This is a genomic window from Paracoccus sp. C2R09 (genome assembly GCF_018860625.1).
GTDB lineage: Bacteria > Pseudomonadota > Alphaproteobacteria > Rhodobacterales > Rhodobacteraceae > Paracoccus.
On sequence record NZ_JAHKQB010000017.1, the window covers coordinates 169236 to 192826 of the forward strand.

Consider the following 23591-nt stretch of genomic DNA (forward strand, 5'->3'; position numbering starts at 1 on the left):
CCAGAAGGAGCGACGGCAATGACACCGACCGAACAGAGCGATCCCCGAATGCAGCAGATGCCCGACACGCAGCCGATGTTCGCCCGCGTGCTGCGCGCCAGCCCCGAACTGGTGCGCGACACGTTGCAGGACATCCGCAGCCGCTTCCGCGAGGATGTGGACGAGGATGCGCTGGGGCGGTTGGAACTGGTCCTGGCCGAGGTGATGAACAACGTGGCCGAACATGCACCTTCGGTCGTGATCGGGCGGCTGCCGGTGATCCATCTGTGCGTGGTGCGCCATGTGGGCGGGCTGGCCTGCGCGCTGACCGATGACGGATCGTCATTGCCCGCCGAATGCCTGGCCCCCCGCAACTTGCCACTGGCCACGGACATGCCCGAGGGCGGCTTCGGCTGGTACCTGATCCAGGATCTGACGCAGGCGCTGTGCTACTATCGCGAAGGGGGACGCAACTATCTGGCCTTCAGCGTGCCCTTCGCGACCCGGATGGACGGGCGCCCGCTCAGTTGACCGGCACGCCCAGGTGATAGCGGCCATCGGCGAACTCGTCGAACATCTCGCCCAGTTCGGGATGTTCCAGCGGCTCGCCCGACATGTCCAGTTCCAGGTTCTGCTCGGAGACGTAGGCCACGTAATAGGTCGCCTCGGTTTCGGCATAGAGATGGTAGAAGGGCTGGTCCCTGGCCGGGCGCGCATCCTCGGGGATGGATTCGTACCATTCCTCGGTATTCGCGAATTCGGGGTCCACGTCGAAGATCACGCCGCGGAAGGGGCGGTTGCGGTGACGCACCACCTGTCCCAGGCTGTACTTCGCGAGGCGGCCCTGCAGAGGCATGTGTTTCGCTTCCATCCCGAATCCCGGCAGCTGAAAAGACAGCGAGCCTTCTAACCGCTGAGGTCGGGACTGTCCACCGCGGCCCCGTTACGGGGCCTTGTCGTCCGGCATCAGCGGAACGGTCGCGATGGCCATCTTGGCCGATCCCTCGGTCAGCTCGGACCCGTGGGCCAGATAGATCAGCACCCGCGCCTCGGCGTCATAGACCCGCCGGACCCGCAGCGACTTGAAGATGAGCGAGCGCCCCTCGCGGAAGACCTCGTCGCCATCCTCGTCCAGTTCCACCCCGGTCAGGTCGATGGGACCGGTGCGCGCGCATTCGATGGCGCTGTTCGACGGGTCCTCGAACCAGTTTCCCTGGCTGAGGCGGTCGATGACCGAACGGCTGAAATAGGCCAGGTGGCAGGTCACGCCCGCGATGTCGGGATCGGTCACGGCCTCGATGACGATGTCGTTGCCGACCCAGTCCACGCCGACCTCGGCCACTTCGCGGGCCATCAGGGTCTGGGGCAGCAGGGCGGCGATCAGGATCAGGGGGCGGATCATTCGATCTCCATGGGTTGGCGACCGTCTTCGGTCAGCAGGTCGACGGTGCCGGGTTCGATCACCACGGCGGCCAACGGGCGGCCATAGGCGGCGCCGCCATCGATGTTCAGCCGGTTGCGATGCCGCATGGGCCGGTCCAGCGCGGTATGGCCATGCACGACCAGCGGTCCAAAATCGGCCTCGCTTTCCAGGAACCCCTTGCGGATCCAGACCAGGTCCTGTTCGTCCTGCTGCGCCAGATCGACGCCGGGGCGTATCCCCGCATGGACGACCAGCGCCAGGGGGTGAAGATACCACAGGGGCAGGGTCCCCAGGAAATCGGAATGCGCCTGCGGGACGGCGCGGCGGGCATCGACCAGGACGGCCTCGTGCGGCTGGTCGATATCGACGCCATAGGAATCCAGCGTGGCCCGCGCGCCCAGCCCCTCGTGGTCCAGCCAGTGCCGGCCCGAGGCCAGGCCCGGATCGATCCAGTCGGGGGTGTTCAGGAATGCCGGCAGAAAACGATCGTGGTTGCCGCGCGTCACGATCCAGTTGCGGCCCGCGCGACGGCCCTGCAGCAGGTGTTCGACCACCCCGCGCGAATCCGGCCCGCGGTCGATCAGGTCGCCCACATGCACGATCAGCGCATCATGTCCGCCATCGCGGAAGATGCGTTCATGCGCATCCTTCAGCAGGTCGATCTGTCCGTGAATGTCGCCAATCGCGTAAAGTCGCATCGCATGTCCCGCCCTTGGCGCGGCGGGCAGTGCCGCGCCCCCCTTGGGTAGGGGGGCACGGCAGCGAGGTCAAACCTCGAATTGCAGGGCGCGGGCCTGCAGGAACTTGCCGGTGGCTTCCAGCGCGGCCAGAACCTCGGGGCTGACGGCCTCGTCCAGGTACAGGATCGCGATCGCGTCGCCACCGTTGGCCGCACGGCCCAGGGTGAAGTTCGCGATGTTGACGCCCAGCCCGCCCAGGGTCGAACCCAGGGCACCGATCACGCCCGGAACGTCCTTGTTGCGGGTGTAGAGCATATGCGCGCCGACCTCGGCATCGACATTGATGCCGCGGATCTGGATGAAGCGCGGCTTGCCGTCGCTGAAGACCGCGCCCGCGATCGAACGTTCGCGCGTGGCGGTGACGCAGGTCACCTTGATGTAGCCTTCGTAGACGCCCGCCTTGTCCTGCGTGGTGGTGGTCACCTGCACGCCGCGTTCCTTGGCCATGACCGGGGCCGAGACCATGTTCACGTCCGGGTTCGTGGCCTGCATGACGCCCGACAGCACGGCCGCGTTCAGCGCGTTCAGGTTCATCTCCGAGACGACGCCGTCATAGAGGATGTTGACGGCCTTGATCGGCTCGTCGGTCATCTGGCCCACGAAGGCACCCAGATGGCCTGCCAGCTTGATCCAGGGACCCATGACGGCGGCTTCCTCGGCGGTGACCGAGGGCATGTTCAGCGCGTTCTGCACGGCGCCCGTCAGCAGATAGTCGGACATCTGCTCGGCCACCTGCAGGGCCACGTTTTCCTGCGCCTCGGTGGTGGCGGCACCCAGATGCGGGGTGACGACGACGTTGGGCAGGTTGAACAGCGGGCTGTCGGTCGCGGGTTCGACCGCGAAGACGTCGAAGGCGGCGCCGGCGACGCGGCCTTCCTTGAGTGCCTCGGCCAGGGCTTCCTCGTCCACCAGGCCGCCGCGTGCGCAGTTGATGATGCGGACGCCCTTCTTCAGCTTGGCGATGTTCTCGCGCGAGAGGATGTTCTTCGTCTTCTCGGTCAGCGGCACGTGGAAGGTGATGAAATCCGCCTTGCCCAGCAGCTCGTCCAGTTCGACCTTGGTGACGCCCAGTTCCTTGGCGCGTTCCTCGGACAGGAAGGGATCGAAGGCCAGGACCTTCATGTGCAGGCCGAGCGCGCGGTCGATGACGATCGAGCCGATATTGCCCGCGCCGATCACGCCGAGCGTCTTGTTGAACAGCTCGACGCCCATGAAGCGGCTCTTTTCCCACTTGCCGGCATGGGTGCTGACGCTGGCCTCGGGCAGCTGGCGGGCGACCGCGAACATCATCGCGATGGCATGTTCCGCCGTGGTGATCGAGTTGCCGAAGGGCGTGTTCATGACGATCACGCCCTTCTTGCTGGCGGCCGGGATCTCGACATTGTCGACCCCGATGCCGGCGCGGCCGATGACCTTCAGGTTGGTCGCCTGCTCCAGCAGCTTCTCGGTGACCTTGGTGGCCGAGCGGATGGCAAGGCCGTCATACTGGCCGATCACCTCGGCCAGCTTGTCCTTGTCCTTGCCCAGTTCGGGCATGTAGTCGACCTCGACCCCGCGATCGCGGAAGATCTGGACGGCGGTTTCCGACAGCTTGTCGGACACGAGAACCTTCGGCATGACGTTCATCCTTTGCATGCGGCATCCGGGCAGCTGCCTCGCGGATGCTGTGTTCGTTCGGGAAAGGTGGGATGCGGGGGCGCGTGGCCCCCAGCAAGGCGCTTACTGGGCGGCCAGTTCGGCGCGATAGGCCCATTCGACCCAGGGCATCAGGGCCGCGACATCGGCGGTTTCCACCGTCGATCCGCACCAGATGCGCAGGCCCGCGGGCGCGTCGCGATAGGCGCCGGCGTCCAGCGCCACGCCTTCCTTCTCCAGCCGCTTGGCGACGGCCTTGGCGAAGGCCGCACCGTCCTTGATGGCCGGGTCGGTGAATTTCAGGCAGACGCTGGTGGTCGACGCGGTGGCCGGATCGGCCGCAAGGTTCGCGATCCAGTCCTTGTCGGCGATGAAATCGGCGACCGCCTTGGCATTCGCATCGGCACGCGCCACGAGGCCCTTCAGACCGCCCAGCCCTTCGGCCCATTTCAGCGCCACGAGGTAATCCTCGACCGCAAGCATGGACGGGGTGTTGATCGTTTCGCCCTTGAAGATGCCCTCGATCAGCTTGCCGCCCTTGGTCATGCGGAAGATCTTGGGCAGGGGACGGTCGGGGGTGAAGGTTTCAAGGCGCTCGACGGCGCGGGGCGACAGGATCAGCACGCCATGCGCGCCTTCGCCGCCCAGGACCTTCTGCCAGCTGAAGGTGGTCACGTCCAGCTTGTCCCAGGGCAGTTCCATCGCGAAGGCCGCGCTGGTGGCGTCGCAGATGGTCAGGCCCGCGCGGTCGGCGGGGATCGCATCGCCGTTCGGGACGCGCACGCCGCTGGTGGTGCCGTTCCAGGTAAAGACGACGTCGCGGTCGAAATCGACTTCTGCCAGATCGACGATATGGCCATAATCGGCCTTGCGGACGGTGGCGTCCAGCTTCAGCTGCTTGACCGCGTCGGTGACCCAGCCTTCGCCGAAGCTTTCCCAGGCCAGCATTTCCACGGGGCGTTCGCCCAGCATGGTCCACATCGCCATCTCGACGGCGCCGGTGTCGGAACCCGGCACGATGCCGATGCGGTAATCGTCCGGAACGCCCAGGACCTTGCGCGTCAGGTCGATCGCCTCGGCCAGCTTGGACTTGCCGACGGCCGAACGATGCGAACGGCCAAGCGGCGCGTCCGACAGCATGTTCAGGTCATATTGGGGGATCTTGGCACAGGGGCCAGAGGAGAAACGCGGGTTTGCCGGCCGCGTGGCCGGGATCGCATGATCGGTCATGTGCTTAGCCTTCCAGCTAGAAGCCCTTCGTTGGGGAAGGGTGTCCCGCGGATGGAGATAGGGCCACGGCATCACTGGCGCAAGGAAAAACTTTGGCCTAGACGATGGGGCAGTCAGGAAAGGATCGCCCGAATGTTCACCGTTTCGCTGATCGCCGCGCCCAGTGCCGCCAACCTGGATCAGGATCTTCCCGGCGGCCTTGCGGCCCAGTGGCAGGGCAGCGATCCGCGCTGGCTGTCGCCGGGCATCGCTGCCGAATTCGACGTGGCGACCCAGCCCTCGGATTTCGAGCAGGTCTGGTCGGACCTGCAGCAGATCGGCATCGACCTTGCCGTCCAGCCCACGCAGGGCCGTCGCAAGCGGATCCTTCTGGCGGACATGGATTCGACCATGATCCAGCAGGAATGCATCGACGAACTGGCCGATGTCGCGGGCGTGGGGCCGCGCGTGGCCGACATCACCGCCCGCGCCATGAACGGAGAGCTGAACTTCCACGAGGCGCTGGTCGAACGCGTCGGGCTGCTGGCGGGTCTGCCCGAGGGCACGATCCACGACGTGCTGGCCAGCCGCATCACCATGGCGCCCGGCGGACAGGTGCTGGTGGCCACCATGCGCGCGCACGGGACCTATGCGGCGCTGGTGTCGGGCGGTTTCACCGCCTTCACCGAATCGGTCGCCGCGCAGCTTGGCTTCGACGAGAATCGCGCCAACACGCTTCTGGCCGAGGATGGCGTGCTGACGGGCCATGTCGCGCTGCCGGTTCTCGGGCGCGAGGCCAAGGTCGAGGCGCTGGAGGAGATCGCGGCAAGGCTGGGCCTGACCCCCGCCGACGTGATGGCCGTGGGCGACGGGGCGAACGATCTGGGGATGATCCAGCTTGCGGGCGCGGGCGTCGCGCTGCATGCCAAGCCCGCAGTGGCCGCGCAGGCGCAGCTGCGCATCAACCACGGCGATCTGACCGCGCTTCTCTATCTGCAAGGCTATGCCGCCGCCGATTTCGTGACGGCCTGACCCCATGCTGGACCTGACGCTGGATCTGTTCCTGCTGCTGGTCGCGGCGGGTTTCGCCGCGGGCTTCATCGACAGCATCGCGGGTGGCGGCGGGCTGATCACCGTGCCGGCGCTGATGCTGGCGGGCATTCCGCCCGCGCAGGCACTGGCCACGAACAAGGTGCAGGGCCTGTTCGGGGCGGGGACGGCTGCCATCAGCTATGCCCGCCGCGGGCTGGTCGATCTGCGCAGCCAGTGGCGGCAGGCGGCGATCGCGGGCGTGGCAGGGGCCGTGGGCGCGGCGCTGATCTCGTCGGTGCCGACGGACGGGCTGCGCCTGCTGCTGCCGGTGATCCTGATCGGGATCGCGCTGTTCTTCGCGTTGAAGCCCGGCCTGAACGACCTGGATCGCATCCGCCGCATGGGGGCGGGGATGTTCGCCGCGACCATCGTGCCGCTGGTGGGCTTCTATGACGGGCTGATCGGGCCGGGGGCGGGCGCGTTCTACATGATCGGTTTCGTGACCTTGGCGGGTTACGGCGTGCTGAAGGCCACCGCGCATACGAAGCTGCTGAACTTCGCGTCGAACCTGGGCGGGCTTGCGGCCTTCGCGCTGGTCGGCAAACCGCTTTGGACCTTGGGCCTTGCGATGGGGGCGGCCCAGATCGCGGGGGCGATGCTGGGCGCAAGGCTTGCATCGCGGATCGGCGCGCGGCTGATCAAGCCGCTGCTGGTCGCGACATCGTCGATCCTGGCGGTCAGGCTGATCTGGCAGATGCTCTGAAGCGCTGCCGACGCCCGCTCTGCCAAGGGGCGCCGGCCTGATGCATCGCGGGTCGCGGGGGACGATCCCGCAGGGCCCATATTAGCGTGGGAATGCCAAGCTTTCGTGACGCCGGGCGTCTCAGCCGGGAAAGCCCGGCGCAAGGCGCATCTGCCCGGTCTCGATCCCGCGCCAGTTCCGGATGGGATCGGTCAGCACGCGACCGATGACCGGGGCGTTGCGGTCGATCACCCCCAGATAGAGCAGCAGCGCCGTGATCGCGGCCTCGGCCGCGCGGGTCGCGCCATCGGTGATCTTCAGCGCGACGCCCATCCCCTCGTCGGGCAGGATGGCCACGAAGACGGCCTCGGCCCCGGTCTTGGCCGCGATCCGCCCACGTCCGGCCCGCATCAGATCGGTGCAGACGCGGCCCTCGCCGGCGACCATCTCGGGGTGGGTGCGCATCGCATCGACCAGCCGCCGCATCGCCCGACCGCGCAGATCGTCGCGCGGCTGGGCGAAGCGCGCCATCGCGCGGGCCAGTCCGGTCAGCGAACAGGCCCAGTTCGGGGCCGAGCATCCGTCGATGCCGAAGCCGGGGCTCTCCTCGCCCGTCACCTCCTCGAAGGCCGCGCGGACGGCCTGCTGGACGGGGTGATCGACCTCGACATATTCGGAGCCGCCGCCCAGATGGCGGTTCAGCGTCAGAAAGCCCGCATGCTTGCCCGAACAGTTGTTGTGCAGCTGCGTGGGGCGATGGGTGCCGCAGGTCAGGCGGTGCCGTTCGTCCGGGTCGCGCGGCATGTGGCAGCCGCAGCGCAGATCGCCCTCGGTCATCCCGAGACCCGTCAGCCACCGGTCCACCGCGTCCACATGCATGGATGCGCCCGAATGGCTGGCGCAGGCCAGGGCCAGCTGCCGGTCGGTCAGGCCCGCCGCGTCGGCGGCCCCGCTCTCGATCAGGGGAAGTGCCTGGATCATCTTGCAGGACGACCGCGGCAGGATGATTTCCGAAGGGCTGCCCCAGGCCTCGACCACGCCATGCCGGTCGCAGATGACCGCGTGGCCGCGATGCAGGCTCTCGCACAGATCGCCCCGCCACAATTCGATCATTTCCGCTGGTTGCATGGCCCGACCCCCCTGACAATTGCGCGATATTCCGAAGCATGGCCTTTATCGGCACATGATTTTCGCTATCCTGATCGGAGATGGTTGAAAAGACCACTGCAATCGGGAACAACGCCCCTGAAGCGGCGAAACGAATGGCAGGAGGCCAGAGCATGATTACCACCACGCTGCGCGGCATCGGCGCCAGCTTGATCCTGATCGCCGGGATGGGCACGGCGATGGCGCAGGAATCGACGAATGTCGTCGCCACGGAAGGCGACTGGACGGTTTTCGCGGCGGACAACCCGCGCGAGTGCTGGGCCGTCTCGCCTCCGAAATCCACGCTGAACACCAAGGACGGCCAGTCCGTCGAAGTGACGCGCGGTGATATCCGGCTCTATGTCGCGTATCGGCCCGGCCAGAAGGGCGAAGTGTCCTTTACCGGCGGCTATCCCTTCGCACCCGATTCCACGGTCGAGGTCGATGTCGGCGGGCGCAAGTTCAACCTCTTCACCGAGGGCGAGAGCGCATGGACCGGCAGCCCCTCGGATGACGAGGCGCTGGTCGGCGCGCTGCGCGCAGGCGCATCCGCGGTCGTGACCGGGCGTTCGTCGCGCGGGACCACGACCAAGGACACGTTCAGCCTGTCGGGCATCACCGCGGCCACGAACACCGCGCAGGAACGCTGCAAGTAAGACCCGCGGCCATTCGGCCACGCCAAGGCAGCCATGCATCCCGGATGGGGCGGATCTGTTGATTTCCGCCCCTCTTTGGCTTATGTGCCAGTCTTCGCCCCATCCACATGCCAACTTACCGGTGATCCCATGAACGCTCCGATCACGCAGGACGTGCTGACCATTCCCCGCAAGCTGCCCGAAGGCGGCCTGACGAATATCGTCGGACTGACCCGCGACCAGCTGCGCGACGCGCTGATCGAGGCGGGCACGCCCGAGAAGCAGGCCAAGATGCGCGTGGGGCAGGTCTGGCAATGGGTCTATTACTGGGGCGTGCGCGATTTCGCCCAGATGACGAACCTTGCCAAGGATTACCGCGCCATGCTGGCCGAGCGGTTCGAGATCTCGCTGCCCGAGATCGTGACGCGCCAGATCAGCACCGACGGCACGCGCAAGTACCTGCTGCGCATCGCGGGCGGCCACGAGGTCGAGGCCGTCTACATCCCCGAGGAAGGCCGCGGCACCCTCTGCGTCAGCAGCCAGGTCGGCTGCACGCTGACCTGTTCCTTCTGCCATACCGGCACCCAGAAGCTGGTGCGCAACCTGACCGCGGGCGAAATCGTGGGTCAGCTGATGCTGGTGCGCGACGATCTGGGCGAATGGCCCGAACAGGGCAAGCCCAAGGACGAGACGCGTCTGGTCAGCAATGTCGTGCTGATGGGCATGGGCGAGCCGCTCTACAATTTCGAGAATGTCCGCGACGCGATGAAGGTGGTCATGGATGGCGAGGGGCTGTCGCTCTCGCGTCGTCGCATCACCCTGTCGACCAGCGGCGTGGTGCCGGAAATTGCCCGCACCGCCGAAGAGATCGGCTGCCTGCTGGCCGTCAGCTTCCACGCGACCACCGACGAGGTTCGCAACAAGCTGGTCCCGATCAACAAGCGCTGGAACATCGAGACCCTGCTGGAGGCGCTGCGCGAATATCCGCGCCTGACCAACAGCGAACGCATCACGTTCGAATACGTCATGCTGGACGGCGTGAACGACAGCGACGAGGATGCGCGCCGCCTGGTCAAGCTGATCCGCGGCATTCCGGCCAAGATCAACCTGATCCCGTTCAACCCCTGGCCGGGCGCGCCCTATGACCGGTCCAGCTGGGACCGGATCGAGGCATTCGCGGATATCGTCTACAAGGCCGGTTACGCCAGCCCGATCCGCACACCCCGGGGCGAAGATATCATGGCCGCCTGCGGGCAGCTGAAATCCGCGACCGAACGCGGCCGCAAGTCCCGCGCCCAGATCGACGCCGAGGCCGCGGGCTGAAGGACGACGGACCATCGGCCCGGACGGACAAGGGGGCGCCCATCGGGCGCCCCTTTCGATTCGCGTATCAGCAGGGTTTCGGCCAGCCGTCGATGATCTCGATCGCCTCGTCGGCGGTCTCGACATAGCGGATCAGGTCCAGATCGTCCTCGGAGATGGTGCCCGCCCTGGCCAGCGCCTTCCAGTTGATGATCTCTTCCCAGAACTCCTTGCCGAACAGCAGGATGGGCACGCGGGCCATGCGCTTGGTCTGGACCAGGGTCAGCGTCTCGAACAGCTCGTCCATGGTGCCGAAGCCGCCCGGGAAGACCGTGACCGCACGGGCGCGCATCAGGAAATGCATCTTCCGGATCGCGAAGTAGTGGAAGTTGAAGCACAGATCGGGCGTGACGTATCTGTTCGGGGCCTGCTCGTGTGGCAGCACGATCCCCAGGCCGATGGACTGGCCGCCGGCCTCGTCCGCGCCCATGTTCCCGGCCTCCATCACTCCGGGACCGCCGCCCGTGCAGACGACGTATTCCCGCCCGTAATTGTCCAGGCTGCGCTCGGTCATCTTGCGGGCGAAGACGCGGGCCTCCTCGTAATATTTCGACAGCGCGCCCAGGGTGGGGGTGCGGGCCTGATCCGCGGCGTCGGGGGCGGGGATGCGTGCGCCCCCGAAGATCACCACGGTGGATTCGATGCCGCGTTCGTCCAGGATCATCTGCGGTTTCAGCAGCTCCAGCTGCAGGCGCACGGGGCGCAGCTCTTCGCGCAGCAGGAAATCCTCGTCGGTGAAGGCCAGCCGGTAGGCGGGGGCGCGGGTCTGTGCGGTCTGCGGCGTGCGTCTGGCGCGGACCGCATCCTCGTCGCTATGGGTGAAGCTGTGCGCGCGTTCTTCTTCGGCCATGTCGTTCATCTCTGCCTCGGTTCTTTTTGGCGCGTGCCCTGCGCATTGCGCGGGCCATGCGTGACCCTTATAGCCCAGTGGTGACAGTTTCCGTCCCAACCGACAAGAGAGAGCCGCGATGACCGAAGCCTTGGAAAACGCCATCGAAGCCGCGTGGGAAGCCCGCGCCGAGATCACCAGCGCCACCACCGGAGAGGTCCGCGAGGCCGTGGCCGAGACCCTTTCGCAGCTGGATGACGGCAGCCTGCGCGTGGCCGAGAAGCGCGGCGCCGACTGGCATGTGAACCAGTGGGCCAAGAAGGCGGTGCTGCTGTCCTTCCGCCTGAACGACATGGAAGAGATGTCGGGCGGTCCGCAGGGCAGCAACTGGTGGGACAAGGTCCCGTCGAAATTCGCGGGTTGGGGCGACAACCAGTGGAAGGCGGCCGGCTTCCGCGCGGTTCCGGGCGCCATCGTGCGTCGCAGCGCCTTCATCGGCAAGGGTGCCGTGCTGATGCCGTCCTTCGTCAACCTGGGCGCCCATGTGGGCGAGGGAACGATGGTCGATACCTGGGCCACGGTCGGCAGCTGTGCGCAGATCGGCCGGGATGTCCACCTGTCGGGCGGCGTGGGCATCGGCGGCGTGCTGGAGCCGCTGCAGGCCGGCCCCACCATCATCGAGGATGGCTGCTTCATCGGGGCGCGCTCGGAGGTCGTCGAAGGCGTGATCGTCCGCGAAGGCGCGGTGCTGGGCATGGGCGTCTATATCGGCCAGTCCACCAAGATCGTCGACCGCGAGACGGGCGAGGTCATGTATGGCGAGGTCCCCGCGGGATCGGTCGTCGTTTCGGGCTCGATGCCCTCGAAGAACGGCGTGCACCTGTATTGCGCGGTGATCGTCAAGCGCGTCGATGCGAAGACGCGGTCCAAGACCTCGGTCAACGAGCTGCTGCGCGACTGACATCGCGCCGAACCGTCGGCCCGTCCCATGCGTTGCACGGGCTGACGGAATGCGAGGGGCGATGGACCGGCAGGACGGTATCGAGGATCTGATCGAACGGGTCGGACAGGCAGCCACGGGCGAGAAGACGAGCCTGCGCGAGGTGGTCGAGGCCCTGGGCCAGCGATCCCTGTCTGCATATCTGCTGGTGCCCTCGCTGGCGGTCCTGTCGCCCTTGTCGGGCGTGCCCCTCTTTTCGACCGTCTGCGGGGTCGCGATTTTCCTGATATCCGCGCAGATGCTGATGCGGCGCGATCACCTGTGGTTGCCCGACATGCTGATGCGCCGCAAGGTGCCCTCGAAGCGCCTCGAGGCGGCGGTGCGATGGATGCGCGGCCCGGCACGGTTTCTCGATCGGATCACTGCGCGCAGGCTGGAGTTCCTGGTACGCAGGCCCTTTGTCTGGGTGACGCAGGCGGTCTGCCTGATCGGCGGGTTGGTGATGCCGGTGCTGGAGCTGGTGCCCTTCACATCGTCGATCCTGGGCGGCATGGTCAGCCTGCTGGCGCTTGGGATGCTGGCGCGGGACGGGCTGTTCGCGATTCTGGGTTTCCTGATGATCGGCGGTCTTTATTCCGGGCTGACGACGCTTCTGCACTGAACCGGAACCGGCGGGGCAGGGTGCGCGCGGACCGGCCATCGAGGCCGGACCGCGCGCCGCCGCGGCGTCGGCCTCGATGGCCGACACCGTGGCGTGCCCCTCCCTCAGCCCTCGGGGCGGACCTTGGCGGCGGTGCCACCGGCGAAGGCCGCCAGCCGCTCGCGCGCCGCGTCCTGCGTGTTCACCACCCCCGCGACGACCGCCTCGGCATAGGCCGCGTCCAGCGCGCTCATGTTCTGCATATGGCTGATGGCCGAGCAGATCGCGAAGTTCGACAGGGCTGGGTTCTGTGCTGCCCGTTCCGCCAGCTCCCGGGCCTTGGCCTCGGGGTCCTGCACCAGATACTGGCACAGGCCGACCGCGGCCGCCTCTTCGCCTGCATAGAGCCTGCCTGTCAGCATCATGTCGATCATCCGCGCCTTGCCGATCAGGTCGGCGACGCGGATCGTCGCGCCGCCGCCGGTGAACAGGCCGCGCTGTCCCTCGGGCAGGCCGAAATAGCAATCCGGCCCCGCGACGCGGATATGGGCCGCCGATGCCAGTTCCAGCCCGCCGCCGACGACCGCACCCTTCAGGGCCGCGATGATCGGGACGCCGCCATATTCCATCTTGTTGAACGCCTCGTGCCACCGCATGCAGACGCGCATGAAATCCGCGGCCGACCGTTCCTCGCGGTGATGTTCCACCAGATCCAGCCCCGCGCAGAAATGCGGCCCCTCGGCGCGCAGGATCGCGGCGCGGATGCCTTCGTGGGGCAGGGCCGCGAAGATGTCGATCAGTTCCTCGATGGTGGCGATGTCCAGCGCATTGCGCTTGGCCGGACGGTTCAGCGTCACCGTGGCGATGCCCGCGCTGTCCACCTCCAGCGCGATGTTGCGCAGTTCCAGATCCGCAAGCTTGCGCATCCCGTTCCTCCTCTTCCCTCGTCCCGAAGGCTTAGCCGCCGATCAGGGTCATGACCAGCGGGATGGTCGCGATGCTGATCGCGGTCGAGATCAGGATCGCGGCCGATGTGCGCTGTTCGGCCAGCCCGAAATGCTGCGCCAGGATATAGACGTTGCCTGCCACCGGCAGGGCGGCCGCCGCGACCATGACCCCCGCCGCGAAGGGATCGACCCCGAAGGCCCGCGCCGCGATCCAGACCGCCAGCGGGTGCAGGACCAGCTTGGCCGCGCCCAGCCAGCCCGACACCGCGACCCGCCCCAGCCGCAGTCCTGCAAGGCTGGCGCCGATGGCGAACAAGGCGCCCGGCGTGGCGGCGGCACCCAGGATCGACAGGAATTCGTCCAGCGGGCGCGGCATGGGCAGTTCCGCCCCCGCCCAAGCCAGCCCCGCGGCCATGGACAGGATCATCGGGTTCGATGCGATCCCGCGCAGGATGGGGCGCAGGGTGCGCGGCCTGACGCCCCCGCTGCGTGCGGCATGGACGATCAGCGTGATCAGCGTGGCAAAGACGATGGTGTCGATGATCAGGACCATGAGCACCGGACCCACGGCATCCGGGCCCAGCAGGACGACCAGCATTGGCACGCCCAGAAAGCCGGTATTCCCGATCATGCAGCATTGGGCCTCCATCGCGGCCTCGGGGACGGACAGGCCGCGCCACCGGCCGGCGGCCATGGCGACGGCCCAGACCGCCAGCGATCCGGTCAGATAGGCCATGACGAAGCGCCCGTCGAAGATCGCGCCCAGATCCAGCCCCGCGGCAAAGCGGAACAGCATCGCCGACAGCGCGAACCAGAAGACGAAGCGGGTCAGCCATGCCGCGCCCTCGGGCGGGAAGAACCGGATGCGCGATGACAGCCAGCCAAGGCCTATCAGCCCGAAGAAGGGCAGCGTCTTCAGAAAGACCTCGAACATGGGACCCCCCGGTCGGGCCGGGGGTCAGCCCTGTCCGATCAGCACCCCCACCGCCAGCACCAGACCACCGCCCAGCACCACTTGCAAGGTCGCCCGCCAGAAGGGGGTGGCCATCCAGCGGCTCTGGATCCAGGCGATGGCCCACAGCTCGATCGCGACGAACAGGATCGCGATGGTCGTGGCCAGCGTGAAATCCGGGATCAGGTAGGGCAGCGCATGGCCGAGGCCCCCCACCATGGTCATCACCCCCGACGCGATGCCGCGCTTGATCGGCGATCCGCGCCCCGAGATGACGCCGTCGTCGGAGGCGGCCTCGGTGAAGCCCATGCTGATCCCCGCACCGATGCTGGCGGCCAGCCCCACGAGGAAGGTCGTCCACGGGTCCTGCGTCGCGAAGGCGGTGGCAAAGATCGGCGCCAAGGTCGAGACGCTGCCATCCATCAGCCCCGCAAGCCCCGGCTGGATCCAGGTCAGGACGAAGTCGCGATGGGCGACGGCATCCTCCTCGGCGCGGGCATCGGGGGTCAGGTGGGCTTCGGACAGCTCGCCCGCGCGGTCCTCGTGGCCGCGTTCGGCGGCGGCCAGGTCGCCCAGCAGCTTGCGCGTGCCGGCATCCTGGCAGCGCTGCGCCGCATGGGCATAGAATTCGGCCGCATCGCGTTCCATGCCCGCCGCCTCGGCGCGGATCGCGTCCAGCGACAGGTTTTGCATCATCCATGCGGGCCTGCGCGACAGGTAGCCCGCGACATGTTCGCGCCGGATCACCGGGATCGCGTCGCCGAAGCGGTCGGTGAAGCGGTCGATCAGCAGGCGGCGATGCCCGTCCTCCTCGGCGGCCATGCCTTCGAACACGGCGGCGGTCGCGGGGAAATCGTCGCGCAGCTCGACCGCCCAGTTGCGATAGATGCGGGCGTCGTCCTCTTCCGACGCGATGGCAAGCGCCAGGATTTCTCGTTCCGACAAGTCGGACAGGCGTTTGCGGCTGGACAGGAAGGGCAGGGTCATGGCGCGGCCTTGGCAGGGTTGCGGACCGACCTTGCGACGGTGAACTCGGTCACGCCGCTGGGCAGGTCCCGTTGCGCGATCATGGCATGACCGGCCTCGTGGCAGAAATGCGGCAGATCGACCAAGGCCATGCGGTCGGTCGTGCGGATGCGGATCATCGCGCCGGGATCGGCGGCCTCCAGCGCCTTGCGCAGACGCAGCACCGGCAGGGGGCACAGCAGATCGCGCGCATCCAGCGGCGGTGTCAGCTGCGCCAGCGCCCAGGCGCGGGCCTGCGCCGGTTCGATGCGTCGGGCCAGATCGCCCGCGAATTCCGTGAAGGCATCGGCCTGCTGGCGCGGCACATACAGGATGACGGGCAGGTCGCGATCCATCGCATCCGCGATCAGGGCCACGAAGCCGCGGCCCGCGACCTCTTGCCGGGCAAATTTCGGCACGATCACCAGTTCCGCGCCCGCAAGCCCCGGCAGGGCCATTCCCGCCGCCTGTTCCAGCGCGCCCGCATCCAGCCGGCACCCCTGCGCCCCCGGCCCCAGCGATTGCGAGATGCGGAATCGCGGCGCCTCGATGCCCAGGGCCTCGACCTCCATGTCGCAGGGACGATCCGGCCCAAGGTCGTGGTTGTGCTGGATCGCGCCGCCCAGGGACGCGCCCATGCGCTGCAATTCGCGCGCCAGATCGACCAACAGCCGGTCGGCCGCGCCGGGTGCGTCTTCGGCGGCAGAGGTGAACCAGGCCAGCATTCGATCATCCCCCATGATGCAGCGGCCCCAAGCATTATCCGATCATGGCGCGCTTGGCGACATTGCGCGACGGCATGTGACGGGACGGCTTTTCGTCGCCGTTCCGCGCGCGTATGACTTGCGCCATGAGCATCGATAACGACGTGATCGCCCGCATCCGGGCCCTGTGTGACGGCGAGACCGACGAGGTCGCGCTGATGGCAACCATCGCCTGCGAATTGCACCAGTCCGACGACCGGTTCGACTGGACCGGCTTCTACCGCGTGACGGGGCCGGAACTGCTGAAGATCGGCCCCTATCAGGGCGGTCACGGCTGCCTGGTGATTCCCTTCGCCCGCGGCGTCTGCGGCGCGGCCGCGCGGGAAAGGCGGACCCAGATCGTGGCCGATGTCGAGGAATTCCCCGGCCATATCGCCTGTTCCAGCAGCACGCGGTCGGAAATCGTCCTGCCGGTGATCGGGCGCGACGACCGCCTGATCGGCGTGCTGGACATCGACAGCGACAGGCCCGATGCCTTCGACCAGACCGACGCCGATCGTCTGGAAGCCATCCTGGCCGAGGTCTTCGGCGACCTCTGATTCCCCGATGCGGAGCGTGACATGATCTGGGACACCATCGCCAACATCCCCGCCAGCCAGATGCTGCCCTTCATCCTGGGCGGGCTGGTGCTGAACTTCGCCCCCGGGCAGGACGTGTTCTTCGCCAGCGCCTGCGGCATCCAGGGCGGCCCGCGTGCGGGCGCCTGGGCGGGCTTCGGCGTGGGCTTGGGCGTGCTGATGCACGTGACGCTGGCGACGGTGGGCCTGGGCGCGGTCGTGGCCGCCCACCCCGAGGCGCTGCGCGCGATCAAGTATGCGGGCGCGGCCTATCTTCTGTGGCTGGCCTGGAAAAGCTGGCACGCAGGAGAGATCGACCCGAGCGCGCGCGGCAGCGTGCGCGTCTGGAACATCATCCGCCGCGGGTTCCTGTCCAACGCGCTGAACCCCAAGCCGGTGCTGTTCATGCTGGCCTTCCTGCCGCAGTTCACCAATGTCGCCTGGGGCCCGATCTGGCAGCAGATCCTGGGGCTGGGCCTGATCTTCGCCTTTACCGGCACGCTGGTCACCATCGGCTATGGCGTGGTCGGCGGGGTTGCGGGGCAGGTCATCGGCAAGCGGCTTGGCCTCGTGAACCGGATCGCTGCGGTGATGTTTGCGGGGCTGGCCATCCGGCTGGTGGCCAAGTAACCCCCACGGCATGAGCGATTTCGTCTATGATCCGCCCCCCGGCGCCCCGCGCGTGATCCATGCCGATCACGAGGTGCTGGTGGTCGAGAAACCCTCGGGGCTGCTGTCGGTGCCGGGCCGGGGCGAGGATCGGGCCGATTGCCTGATCGCCCGCCTGCGAGAGGCATTCCCGACCGTGCTGCTGGTCCATCGGCTGGACCTGGATACCTCAGGGGTGATGGTCTTCGGCCTGACGCCCCATGCGCAGCGCCACCTGTCCAAGCAGTTCGAGGAACGCCGCACCAAGAAGGTTTATGTCGCGCGTCTGCATGGGCGGCTGGAGCCGCGCACGGGCCGTGTCGATCTGCCGCTGATCGTGGATTGGCCGAACAGGCCGCGCCAGAAGGTCGATCACGACGAAGGCCGCCCCGCCCAGACCGACTGGCGCGTGGTGCGCGCGGATGATGCGGAAACGCGGGTCCGGCTGATGCCCGTCACGGGTCGCAGCCACCAGCTGCGCGTCCACATGGCGGAAACGGGGCACGCGATCCTGGGCGATCCGCTCTATGCCACAGGCGAGGCACGTGACCATCCGCGCCTGATGCTGCATGCCGAGAGTCTGCGCTTCGCCCATCCCGATGGCGGCGTGCAGCAGGGCTTCACCTCTCCCGCGCCGTTCTAGCGGCGCAGCCTGCGCGCGGCCCATCGCGCGACCCACGGAAAGACTGCCAGCAGCGCCACGATGGCGATGATGCGCGGGCCCACGATGTCGCGCACGCGCTCGATCTCGGCGATCTGGGTGCCTGCGCCGACAAGGATGGCGGTATTCGGCAGCACGCCCAAGGCGGTGACGGCGGCATAGCCGCGCATCGTCATGCGCGACAGGCCCGACAGCAGGTTCAGCACGAAGAAGGGCAGCCCCGGCGTCAGCCGCAGGCTGAGCAGCGCCAGAAGACCGTTTTCGGCCACGCGGGCATCCAGCCTGTCGGCCCGGCTGCCCATGACCCGCCGGACGGGACCGTTCAGCCAGTAGCGGCCCGACAGGAAGGTCAGGATCGCGGCCATCATCGTGCCGGCAAGAACCAGCACCAGGGCCAGCCAGAATCCGAAGACCGCGCCGCCGATCAACGACATGGGCACGATCACGGGGATGGGCAGCGATGCCCCCAGCCCGATGATCAGGACGAATGACAGAAGGGACAGCGTGGGGTTCGCATCGCGCCAGATCTCGGCGCGGATCAGCAGGGTGCGAAGTTCGTCCAGATCGGCCTGAAGCGCCGACAGAGACGGCCAGAGAAGCGGCGCCCCGGCGATGACGACCGCGACGGCCGCCAGCACCAGAACGCCCTTGAAGGCTGGGTTCACTCTTCGCCGTTCGGATACCAATTGGCAATCACCACTTCCGCGCCCGAGCCGCCAGCCTCCACCGCCTTGGTGAATGCGTCAAGGTCGCTGCCGCGATGGTGATAGGGGTAGACGACGCCCGGCGCGAAGGCCGTGACGGCATCGGCCGCCTGTTCCACCGTCATGGTATAGGGCAGGTTCATCGGCAGGAACGCCACGTCGATATCGGTCAGCGCGCGCAGTTCCGGCGTATCCTCGGTGTCGCCCGCGATCAGGAACCGCTTGTCGCCGATGGTCAGGATATAGCCGTTGTCGCGGCCCTCGGGGTGATACTGCAGGCGGTCCTCGGTGATGTTGTAGGCGGGGATCGCCTCGATCGGCAGGTCCAGCGCGGTGCCGGTATCGCCATTGGCCATGACGGTCGCGCGGTCCTGCATCGCCTCGGGCAGCTTGTCGAAGACCGACTGGTTCACGATCATCGGCACCTCGGCCAGGGCGTCCAGCGTCGGTTGATCGTAATGGTCGCCATGTTCATGCGTGATCAGGATCAGATCGGGGGCGGGCATGTCGGCATAAGCCTCGGCGCCGCCGACCGGATCGACATAGATCACCCCCGAGGGCGTTTCCCAAACCATGCTGGCATGATCGACCGCGTGGATCACGACGTCGCCGGCCTCGGTCGCGTGGGTGAAGGGCCCGGCCTCCTGTGCGGCGGCAAATCTGGGCAGCATGGCGGCGCCCAGGGTGGCGACGGCGATCTGAAGGCTGTGGCGACGGGTGAAACGCATGGCATCCTCGGGGTTGTTTGCGGAATTTCAGCAGACGCCAAACCGCGACGGGGGGGACCGGGTTCCGTGCCTTGCCCCGTTTCCGGGTGTAACCTGCGATTCGTGACAGGATTGCGGCAAGGAGGGGCAGGATGACGCATTTGTGGGTCAGGGCGGAAAGCCGTCCGCACGAGGATCGCGTGGGGATCACCCCGGACGGCGTGCGCCACCTGTCGGCGCGGGGTTTCCGGATCACGGTCGAGGACAGCGCCCGCCGCGTCATCGCGACCGAGGAATACCGCAAGGCGGGGGCCATCATCGCCCCCAAGGGCAGCTGGCCCGACGCCCCCCGCGATGCCATCGTCTTCGGCCTCAAGGAGCTGCCGGATGACGGAACGCCCCTGGTCCACCGGCACATCATGTTCGGCCATGCCTACAAGGGCCAATCCGCCGGGCAGCGGCTGCTGCGGCGCTTTCGCGATGGCGGCGGGCGGCTTCTGGACCTGGAATACCTGACGGACGAGGATGGCCGCAGGCTGGCGGCCTTCGGATACTGGGCGGGATATGCCGGGGCGGCGGTGTCGCTGATGGCATGGATCGCGCAGATGCGCGGCGGGATCTGCGACCCGGTCCATGCCTGGCCCGACAAGGATGCGCTGCAGGGATCGCTGCGCGCGTGGCTGGACGCGCTGGGCAGGCCGCGCCCGCGTGCCATCGTCATCGGCGCGAAGGGGCGCGTGGGGCGCGGGGCGCGCGACCTGATGACCGCGATGGGGCTGCGCGTCACCGAATGGGACCTGGCCGAGACCGCGCATGGCGGCCCCTTTCCCGAAGTGCTGGCGCACCAGATCTTCGTCAACGCGATCCTGGCCCGCCCGGGTGCGCCGGTCTTCGTGCCCGCGGATGCGACAGGCCCGGCCCGCGCGCTGCGCGTCATCGGTGATGTGGCCTGCGACCCCGACAGCGACTTCTCACCGATCAAGGTCTATGACCGGGCAACGGATTGGGACGCGCCCGTGCGGCGGGTGGCCGACAATCCGCCCTTGGACGTGATGGCCATCGACAACCTGCCCTCGATGCTGCCGCGCGAAAGCTCGGAGGATTACGCGGCGCAGCTTCTGCCGGTGCTGGAGGGGCTGGACGATCCGCAGGGCGGGGCCTGGGGGCGGGCCTCGCGGTTGTTCGACGAACATGCGCCCGGCTGAATGCCGGGAACGTTTCCGGGGCGGAAGGGTTCCATCCCCAAGCATCCGACCGGAGGAGATACGATGCCTGTCCCCAGATCACTGCCCCTGACCCTTGCCGCCGCGACGCTTCTGGCCACGGCCGCCTGCGCGCAGGATTATTTCGACGGTGCGCCGAACGGGCGTGCTTATGACCAGTCGCCCGCCTTTGCGGCCCAGACGCGCGCGCCCGCATTGCCCCCCGGACCCGAATTGCGGATGCAGGTGGTGGCACGGGGCTTGGAACATCCCTGGGGGCTGGCCGAACTGCCCGAGGGGCGCTGGCTGGTCACCGAACGACCGGGCCGGATGCGGATCGTGGGCGCGGATGGCAGCCTGTCCCAGCCCATCGCGGGCCTGCCGCAGGTCGATGCGCGCGATCAGGGCGGTCTGCACGACGTGTCGGTGGCGGATGATTTCGCGCAGACCCGCCGCGTCTGGTGGACCTATGCCGAGCCGCGCGACGGCGGCAGGAATGCCACCGCCGTGGCCACCGGCATCCTGTCGGGGGACGGCACCCGGATGGAGCAGGTGCAGCGGATCTGGCAGCAGCAGCCCGCCTGGGCCTCCACCAAGCATTTCGGCGCGCGGATCGTTCATGACGGGCAGGGGCACATTCTGGTCGGGCTGGGCGAGCGGTCGAACCCCGAACCGCGCGAACTGGCGCAGGACCCGCAGACGACCCTGGGCAAGGTCATCCGGATCCGTGCCTCGGACGGCGCACCCGCGGGTGCCGGCATCGAGGGCTGGCTGCCCGAGATCTGGACCATCGGGCATCGCAACATCCAGGGCGCGGCGATCGGCCCCGACGGGCGCATCTGGACGACCGAGCATGGCCCGAAGGGCGGGGACGAGCTGAACCTCATCGAGCAGGGCGAAAATCACGGCTGGCCGCTGGCCACCTATGGCACGAATTACGACGGCGCGCGGATGGGGGCCACGCAGGTCGATGGGACGGATCAGCCGATCTATTACTGGGACCCGTCGCCCGCTCTCAGCGGGATGGCGTTCTATGACGGGGCGATGTTCCCTGAATGGCAGGGGCAGGCGCTGCTGGGCGGGTTGCAGTCGCAATCGATCATCCGCCTGCGGATCGAGGGCGACGAGGTCACCGGCGAGGCCCGCCACCTGCAGGGCGTCGGCCGCGTCCGAGAGGTCGAGGTCGCGTCCGACGGGGCGATCATGCTGATCACCGACCAGGACGACGGCCGCCTGATCCGGGTGACGCCCGAGGGTTAACCGCTGCGGCCGAACAGCCGCTCGATATCGGTCAGGCGCAGCTTCACCCATGTCGGGCGGCCGTGATTGCACTGGCCCGACCGGGGCGTGCGCTCCATCTCGCGCAGCAGGGCGTTCATCTCGTCGGCGCTCATCCGGCGGCCCGACCGGACCGAACCGTGGCACGCCATCGAGGACAGCACCGCGTCGATCCGCCCGCGCAACCGGTCAGAGCTGCCCTGATCGGCCAGATCGTCCAGGATGTCGCGGATCAGCGCCTTGGCATCCAGCCGCGTCAGCATGGCGGGCTGTTCACGCAATGCGACCGCGCCATTGCCGAAGGGTTCCAGCACCAGCCCCAGTTCGGCCAATTCATCGGCGATGGACATGATGCGCTGCGCATCGCCCTCGGACAGCTCGATCACCTCGGGGATCAGCAGGGCCTGGGTTCGGATGCCGTGTTCGGCGGCCTGCGCCTTCAGCCGTTCATAGACGAGGCGTTCATGCGCGGCGTGCTGATCGACGACGATCATGCCGTCCTCGGTCTGGGCGATGATGTAATTCTCGTGGATCTGGGCCCGCGCCGCGCCCAGGGGGGCGTCGGTCACCTGTTCGGGCGGTTCCTCGTATCTGGCGGACGGCGCCTCGGCAAAGCCCGGATCGGCATGTTCGACCGAAGCGGTCGGGGCTTGCAGATCCAGCGCGGCGCGCAGCGTGGAAGGCGATGGCGGATCGGGCCGCCAGCCCGGTTGCGCTGCCGGTTCGGGACGGAACGCGGCCACCGTCGCATCCCCCACGGTCGAGGACGCCCTGTGACCGGCCCCCGCCAGCGCGTGACGCAGCGCCGACACGATCAGGCCGCGCGCGGATTGGCTGTCGCGGAACCGCACCTCGGCCTTGGCGGGGTGGACGTTCACATCGACCAGCTGCGGGTCGCAGTTCATGAACAGCACCGCCGCCGGATAGCGCCCCGAGGCCAGCACATCCATGTAGCCCGCCCGCAGCGCCCCCGTCAGCATCTTGTCGCGCACGGGCCGCCCGTTCACATAGAGATGCTGCGCCACCGCCGCGCCCCGCGAATAGGTCGGCAGCGCCGCCAGCCCCGTCAGCGCGATCCCGTCGCGTTCGGCATCGATCGACAATGCGTTCTCGGTGAACTCGGGGCCCATGATCCGGGTCAGGCGCATGGTCAGCGCGCCGAACAATTCGCCCTGTTCGGCATCGGTGCGGAAGATCTCTCGGCCATCGGCGGTCAGGCGGAAGCCGACATAGGGTTCGGCCATGGCAAGGCGGCGCATCACGTCGGCCACGGCCTGGGTTTCGGCGCGGTCGGTGCGCATGAATTTCAGTCGTGCGGGCGTGGCGAAGAACAGGTCGCGCAGTTCCACCACGGTGCCGCAATTGGCGCCCGCCGGACGCACGGGGGCGATGCGCCCGCCCTCGACCCGGATCTGCGCCCCATCGCCGCCCTGGACCCGCGATGTGATCGTCAGCCGACCCACCGCCCCGAGCGAGGGCAGAGCCTCGCCCCGAAAGCCGAAGCTGCGGATCGCCAGAAGGTCGGTGCCGTCGATCTTGCTGGTGGCATGGCGCGACAGGGCCAGCGGCAGGTCGTCGCCCGTCATGCCGCAGCCGTCGTCTGTGACGCGGATCAGGCGCTTGCCGCCTTCCTCGATCGCGACGTCGATGCGGGATGCGCCCGCATCCAGCGCGTTCTCGACCAGTTCCTTGACGGCGGATGCGGGACGTTCGACCACCTCGCCCGCCGCGATGCGGTTGGCGGTGGTCTCGTCCAGCTGTCGGATGACGGGGCGCGTCTGTGGGCCGTCTTGGGGGGCATTTTCGTTCATGGCCCCCGAAACCTAATGCCCGCGGCGCGAATCTGCCAGAGCT

Annotated in this window: 26 protein-coding genes; 12 read left to right on the plus strand and 14 right to left on the minus strand. The window is 67.8% G+C overall.

The annotated features are described in order from the left end of the window. Positions 1-18 precede the first annotated feature (18 nt). On the plus strand, positions 19-510 hold the full coding sequence (locus tag KO490_RS06640; protein WP_216018624.1) for an ATP-binding protein: 492 nt from the start codon (positions 19-21) through the stop codon (positions 508-510). Here the strand turns inward: KO490_RS06640 and hspQ are convergent. From hspQ to KO490_RS06665, 5 genes are all read right to left on the minus strand, one after another. After that, on the minus strand, positions 503-835 hold the full coding sequence (gene hspQ / locus KO490_RS06645) for a heat shock protein HspQ (RefSeq protein ID WP_216018625.1): 333 nt from the start codon (positions 833-835) through the stop codon (positions 503-505). The genes KO490_RS06640 and hspQ overlap by 8 nt on opposite strands. Positions 836-922: 87 nt before the next feature. After that, positions 923-1381 (minus strand): CreA family protein, encoded by a 459-nt coding sequence (locus KO490_RS06650; RefSeq protein ID WP_216018626.1) that lies wholly within the window; start codon positions 1379-1381, stop codon positions 923-925. After that, positions 1378-2100: a metallophosphoesterase gene (locus KO490_RS06655; RefSeq protein ID WP_216018627.1), complete on the minus strand. Its 723-nt coding sequence runs from the start codon at positions 2098-2100 to the stop codon at positions 1378-1380. Before KO490_RS06655 ends, KO490_RS06650 begins: the two co-directional genes overlap by 4 nt. A gap of 69 nt (positions 2101-2169) precedes the next feature. Next, positions 2170-3759 carry a phosphoglycerate dehydrogenase gene (serA, locus tag KO490_RS06660; protein WP_216018628.1) on the minus strand — a complete coding sequence of 530 codons (1590 nt, stop codon included), beginning with the start codon at positions 3757-3759 and terminating at the stop codon, positions 2170-2172. 102 nt (positions 3760-3861) lie between these two features. After that, the gene (locus KO490_RS06665) at positions 3862-5007 is read right to left on the minus strand and encodes a phosphoserine transaminase (protein ID WP_216018629.1); all 1146 of its coding nucleotides are present in this window, start codon (positions 5005-5007) and stop codon (positions 3862-3864) included. A gap of 132 nt (positions 5008-5139) precedes the next feature. On the opposite strand from KO490_RS06665, the gene serB reads away from it, so the two are divergent. Together serB and KO490_RS06675 are read left to right on the plus strand one after the other, a co-directional pair. After that, positions 5140-6018, plus strand: a complete 879-nt coding sequence (gene serB / locus KO490_RS06670; RefSeq protein ID WP_216018630.1) for a phosphoserine phosphatase SerB — start codon at positions 5140-5142, stop codon at positions 6016-6018. A 4-nt stretch (positions 6019-6022) separates the two neighbouring features. Then, positions 6023-6781, plus strand: a complete 759-nt coding sequence (locus tag KO490_RS06675) for a TSUP family transporter (protein ID WP_216018631.1) — start codon at positions 6023-6025, stop codon at positions 6779-6781. 120 nt (positions 6782-6901) lie between these two features. Here KO490_RS06675 and KO490_RS06680 read toward each other — a convergent pair whose 3' ends face one another. Next, entirely contained in the window at positions 6902-7888 is a 987-nt protein-coding gene (locus KO490_RS06680) for an asparaginase (RefSeq protein ID WP_216018632.1), read from the minus strand. 152 nt (positions 7889-8040) lie between these two features. Here KO490_RS06680 and KO490_RS06685 point away from each other — a divergent pair, with 152 nt between their 5' ends. Together KO490_RS06685 and rlmN are read left to right on the plus strand one after the other, a co-directional pair. Continuing rightward, a complete protein-coding gene (locus KO490_RS06685; protein WP_216018633.1) occupies positions 8041-8562 on the plus strand; it encodes an invasion associated locus B family protein in 522 nt (173 codons plus the stop codon). 129 nt (positions 8563-8691) lie between these two features. Then, complete coding sequence (gene rlmN / locus KO490_RS06690; RefSeq protein WP_216018634.1) at positions 8692-9864, plus strand: 23S rRNA (adenine(2503)-C(2))-methyltransferase RlmN; 1173 nt, start codon at positions 8692-8694, stop codon at positions 9862-9864. 67 nt (positions 9865-9931) lie between these two features. Here the strand turns inward: rlmN and KO490_RS06695 are convergent, their stop codons facing one another. Beyond that, on the minus strand, positions 9932-10753 hold the full coding sequence (locus KO490_RS06695) for an LOG family protein (protein ID WP_216018635.1): 822 nt from the start codon (positions 10751-10753) through the stop codon (positions 9932-9934). Positions 10754-10871: 118 nt separating this feature from the next. Here KO490_RS06695 and dapD point away from each other — a divergent pair, with 118 nt between their 5' ends. Together dapD and KO490_RS06705 are read left to right on the plus strand one after the other, a co-directional pair. Beyond that, on the plus strand, positions 10872-11693 hold the full coding sequence (dapD, locus tag KO490_RS06700) for a 2,3,4,5-tetrahydropyridine-2,6-dicarboxylate N-succinyltransferase (protein ID WP_216018636.1): 822 nt from the start codon (positions 10872-10874) through the stop codon (positions 11691-11693). Positions 11694-11754: 61 nt separating this feature from the next. Beyond that, positions 11755-12333: an exopolysaccharide biosynthesis protein gene (locus KO490_RS06705; protein ID WP_216018637.1), complete on the plus strand. Its 579-nt coding sequence runs from the start codon at positions 11755-11757 to the stop codon at positions 12331-12333. 104 nt (positions 12334-12437) lie between these two features. On the opposite strand, the gene KO490_RS06710 is transcribed toward KO490_RS06705, so the two are convergent. The 4 genes from KO490_RS06710 to KO490_RS16645 are packed head-to-tail and all read right to left on the minus strand — an operon-like array spanning position 12438 to position 15941. Further along, on the minus strand, positions 12438-13238 hold the full coding sequence (locus KO490_RS06710; protein WP_216018638.1) for a crotonase/enoyl-CoA hydratase family protein: 801 nt from the start codon (positions 13236-13238) through the stop codon (positions 12438-12440). Between the two features lie 31 nt (positions 13239-13269). Then, complete coding sequence (locus tag KO490_RS06715) at positions 13270-14193, minus strand: AEC family transporter (protein ID WP_216018639.1); 924 nt, start codon at positions 14191-14193, stop codon at positions 13270-13272. A 24-nt stretch (positions 14194-14217) separates the two neighbouring features. Next, positions 14218-15198, minus strand: a complete 981-nt coding sequence (gene mbfA, locus KO490_RS06720) for an iron exporter MbfA (RefSeq protein WP_216018640.1) — start codon at positions 15196-15198, stop codon at positions 14218-14220. After that, a complete protein-coding gene (locus tag KO490_RS16645; protein WP_368500198.1) occupies positions 15195-15941 on the minus strand; it encodes a DUF2478 domain-containing protein in 747 nt (248 codons plus the stop codon). The genes mbfA and KO490_RS16645 overlap by 4 nt, the downstream gene beginning before the upstream one ends. A gap of 125 nt (positions 15942-16066) precedes the next feature. Here KO490_RS16645 and KO490_RS06730 point away from each other — a divergent pair, with 125 nt between their 5' ends. The 3 genes from KO490_RS06730 to KO490_RS06740 are packed head-to-tail and all read left to right on the plus strand — an operon-like array spanning position 16067 to position 17828. Then, entirely contained in the window at positions 16067-16519 is a 453-nt protein-coding gene (locus KO490_RS06730) for a GAF domain-containing protein (RefSeq protein ID WP_216018641.1), read from the plus strand. Between the two features lie 21 nt (positions 16520-16540). After that, positions 16541-17167, plus strand: a complete 627-nt coding sequence (locus KO490_RS06735; protein WP_216018642.1) for a LysE family translocator — start codon at positions 16541-16543, stop codon at positions 17165-17167. 10 nt (positions 17168-17177) lie between these two features. Continuing rightward, positions 17178-17828: a pseudouridine synthase gene (locus KO490_RS06740; protein ID WP_216018643.1), complete on the plus strand. Its 651-nt coding sequence runs from the start codon at positions 17178-17180 to the stop codon at positions 17826-17828. On the opposite strand, the gene KO490_RS06745 is transcribed toward KO490_RS06740, so the two are convergent. Together KO490_RS06745 and KO490_RS06750 are read right to left on the minus strand one after the other, a co-directional pair. After that, positions 17825-18511 (minus strand): TVP38/TMEM64 family protein, encoded by a 687-nt coding sequence (locus tag KO490_RS06745; protein WP_216018644.1) that lies wholly within the window; start codon positions 18509-18511, stop codon positions 17825-17827. The genes KO490_RS06740 and KO490_RS06745 overlap by 4 nt on opposite strands. Continuing rightward, positions 18508-19278 carry an MBL fold metallo-hydrolase gene (locus tag KO490_RS06750; RefSeq protein WP_216018645.1) on the minus strand — a complete coding sequence of 257 codons (771 nt, stop codon included), beginning with the start codon at positions 19276-19278 and terminating at the stop codon, positions 18508-18510. Before KO490_RS06750 ends, KO490_RS06745 begins: the two co-directional genes overlap by 4 nt. A 131-nt stretch (positions 19279-19409) precedes the next feature. Between KO490_RS06750 and KO490_RS06755 the strand changes: the two genes are divergently transcribed. Both KO490_RS06755 and KO490_RS06760 read left to right on the plus strand, forming a co-directional pair. After that, the gene (locus KO490_RS06755; protein WP_216018646.1) at positions 19410-20462 is read left to right on the plus strand and encodes a saccharopine dehydrogenase; all 1053 of its coding nucleotides are present in this window, start codon (positions 19410-19412) and stop codon (positions 20460-20462) included. 63 nt (positions 20463-20525) lie between these two features. Further along, positions 20526-21719, plus strand: coding sequence for a PQQ-dependent sugar dehydrogenase (locus tag KO490_RS06760; protein ID WP_216018647.1), 1194 nt, complete (start codon positions 20526-20528; stop codon positions 21717-21719). Here the strand turns inward: KO490_RS06760 and mutL are convergent. Beyond that, positions 21716-23548 (minus strand): DNA mismatch repair endonuclease MutL, encoded by a 1833-nt coding sequence (gene mutL, locus KO490_RS06765; RefSeq protein ID WP_216018648.1) that lies wholly within the window; start codon positions 23546-23548, stop codon positions 21716-21718. The genes KO490_RS06760 and mutL overlap by 4 nt on opposite strands. Positions 23549-23591: the final 43 nt, after the last annotated feature.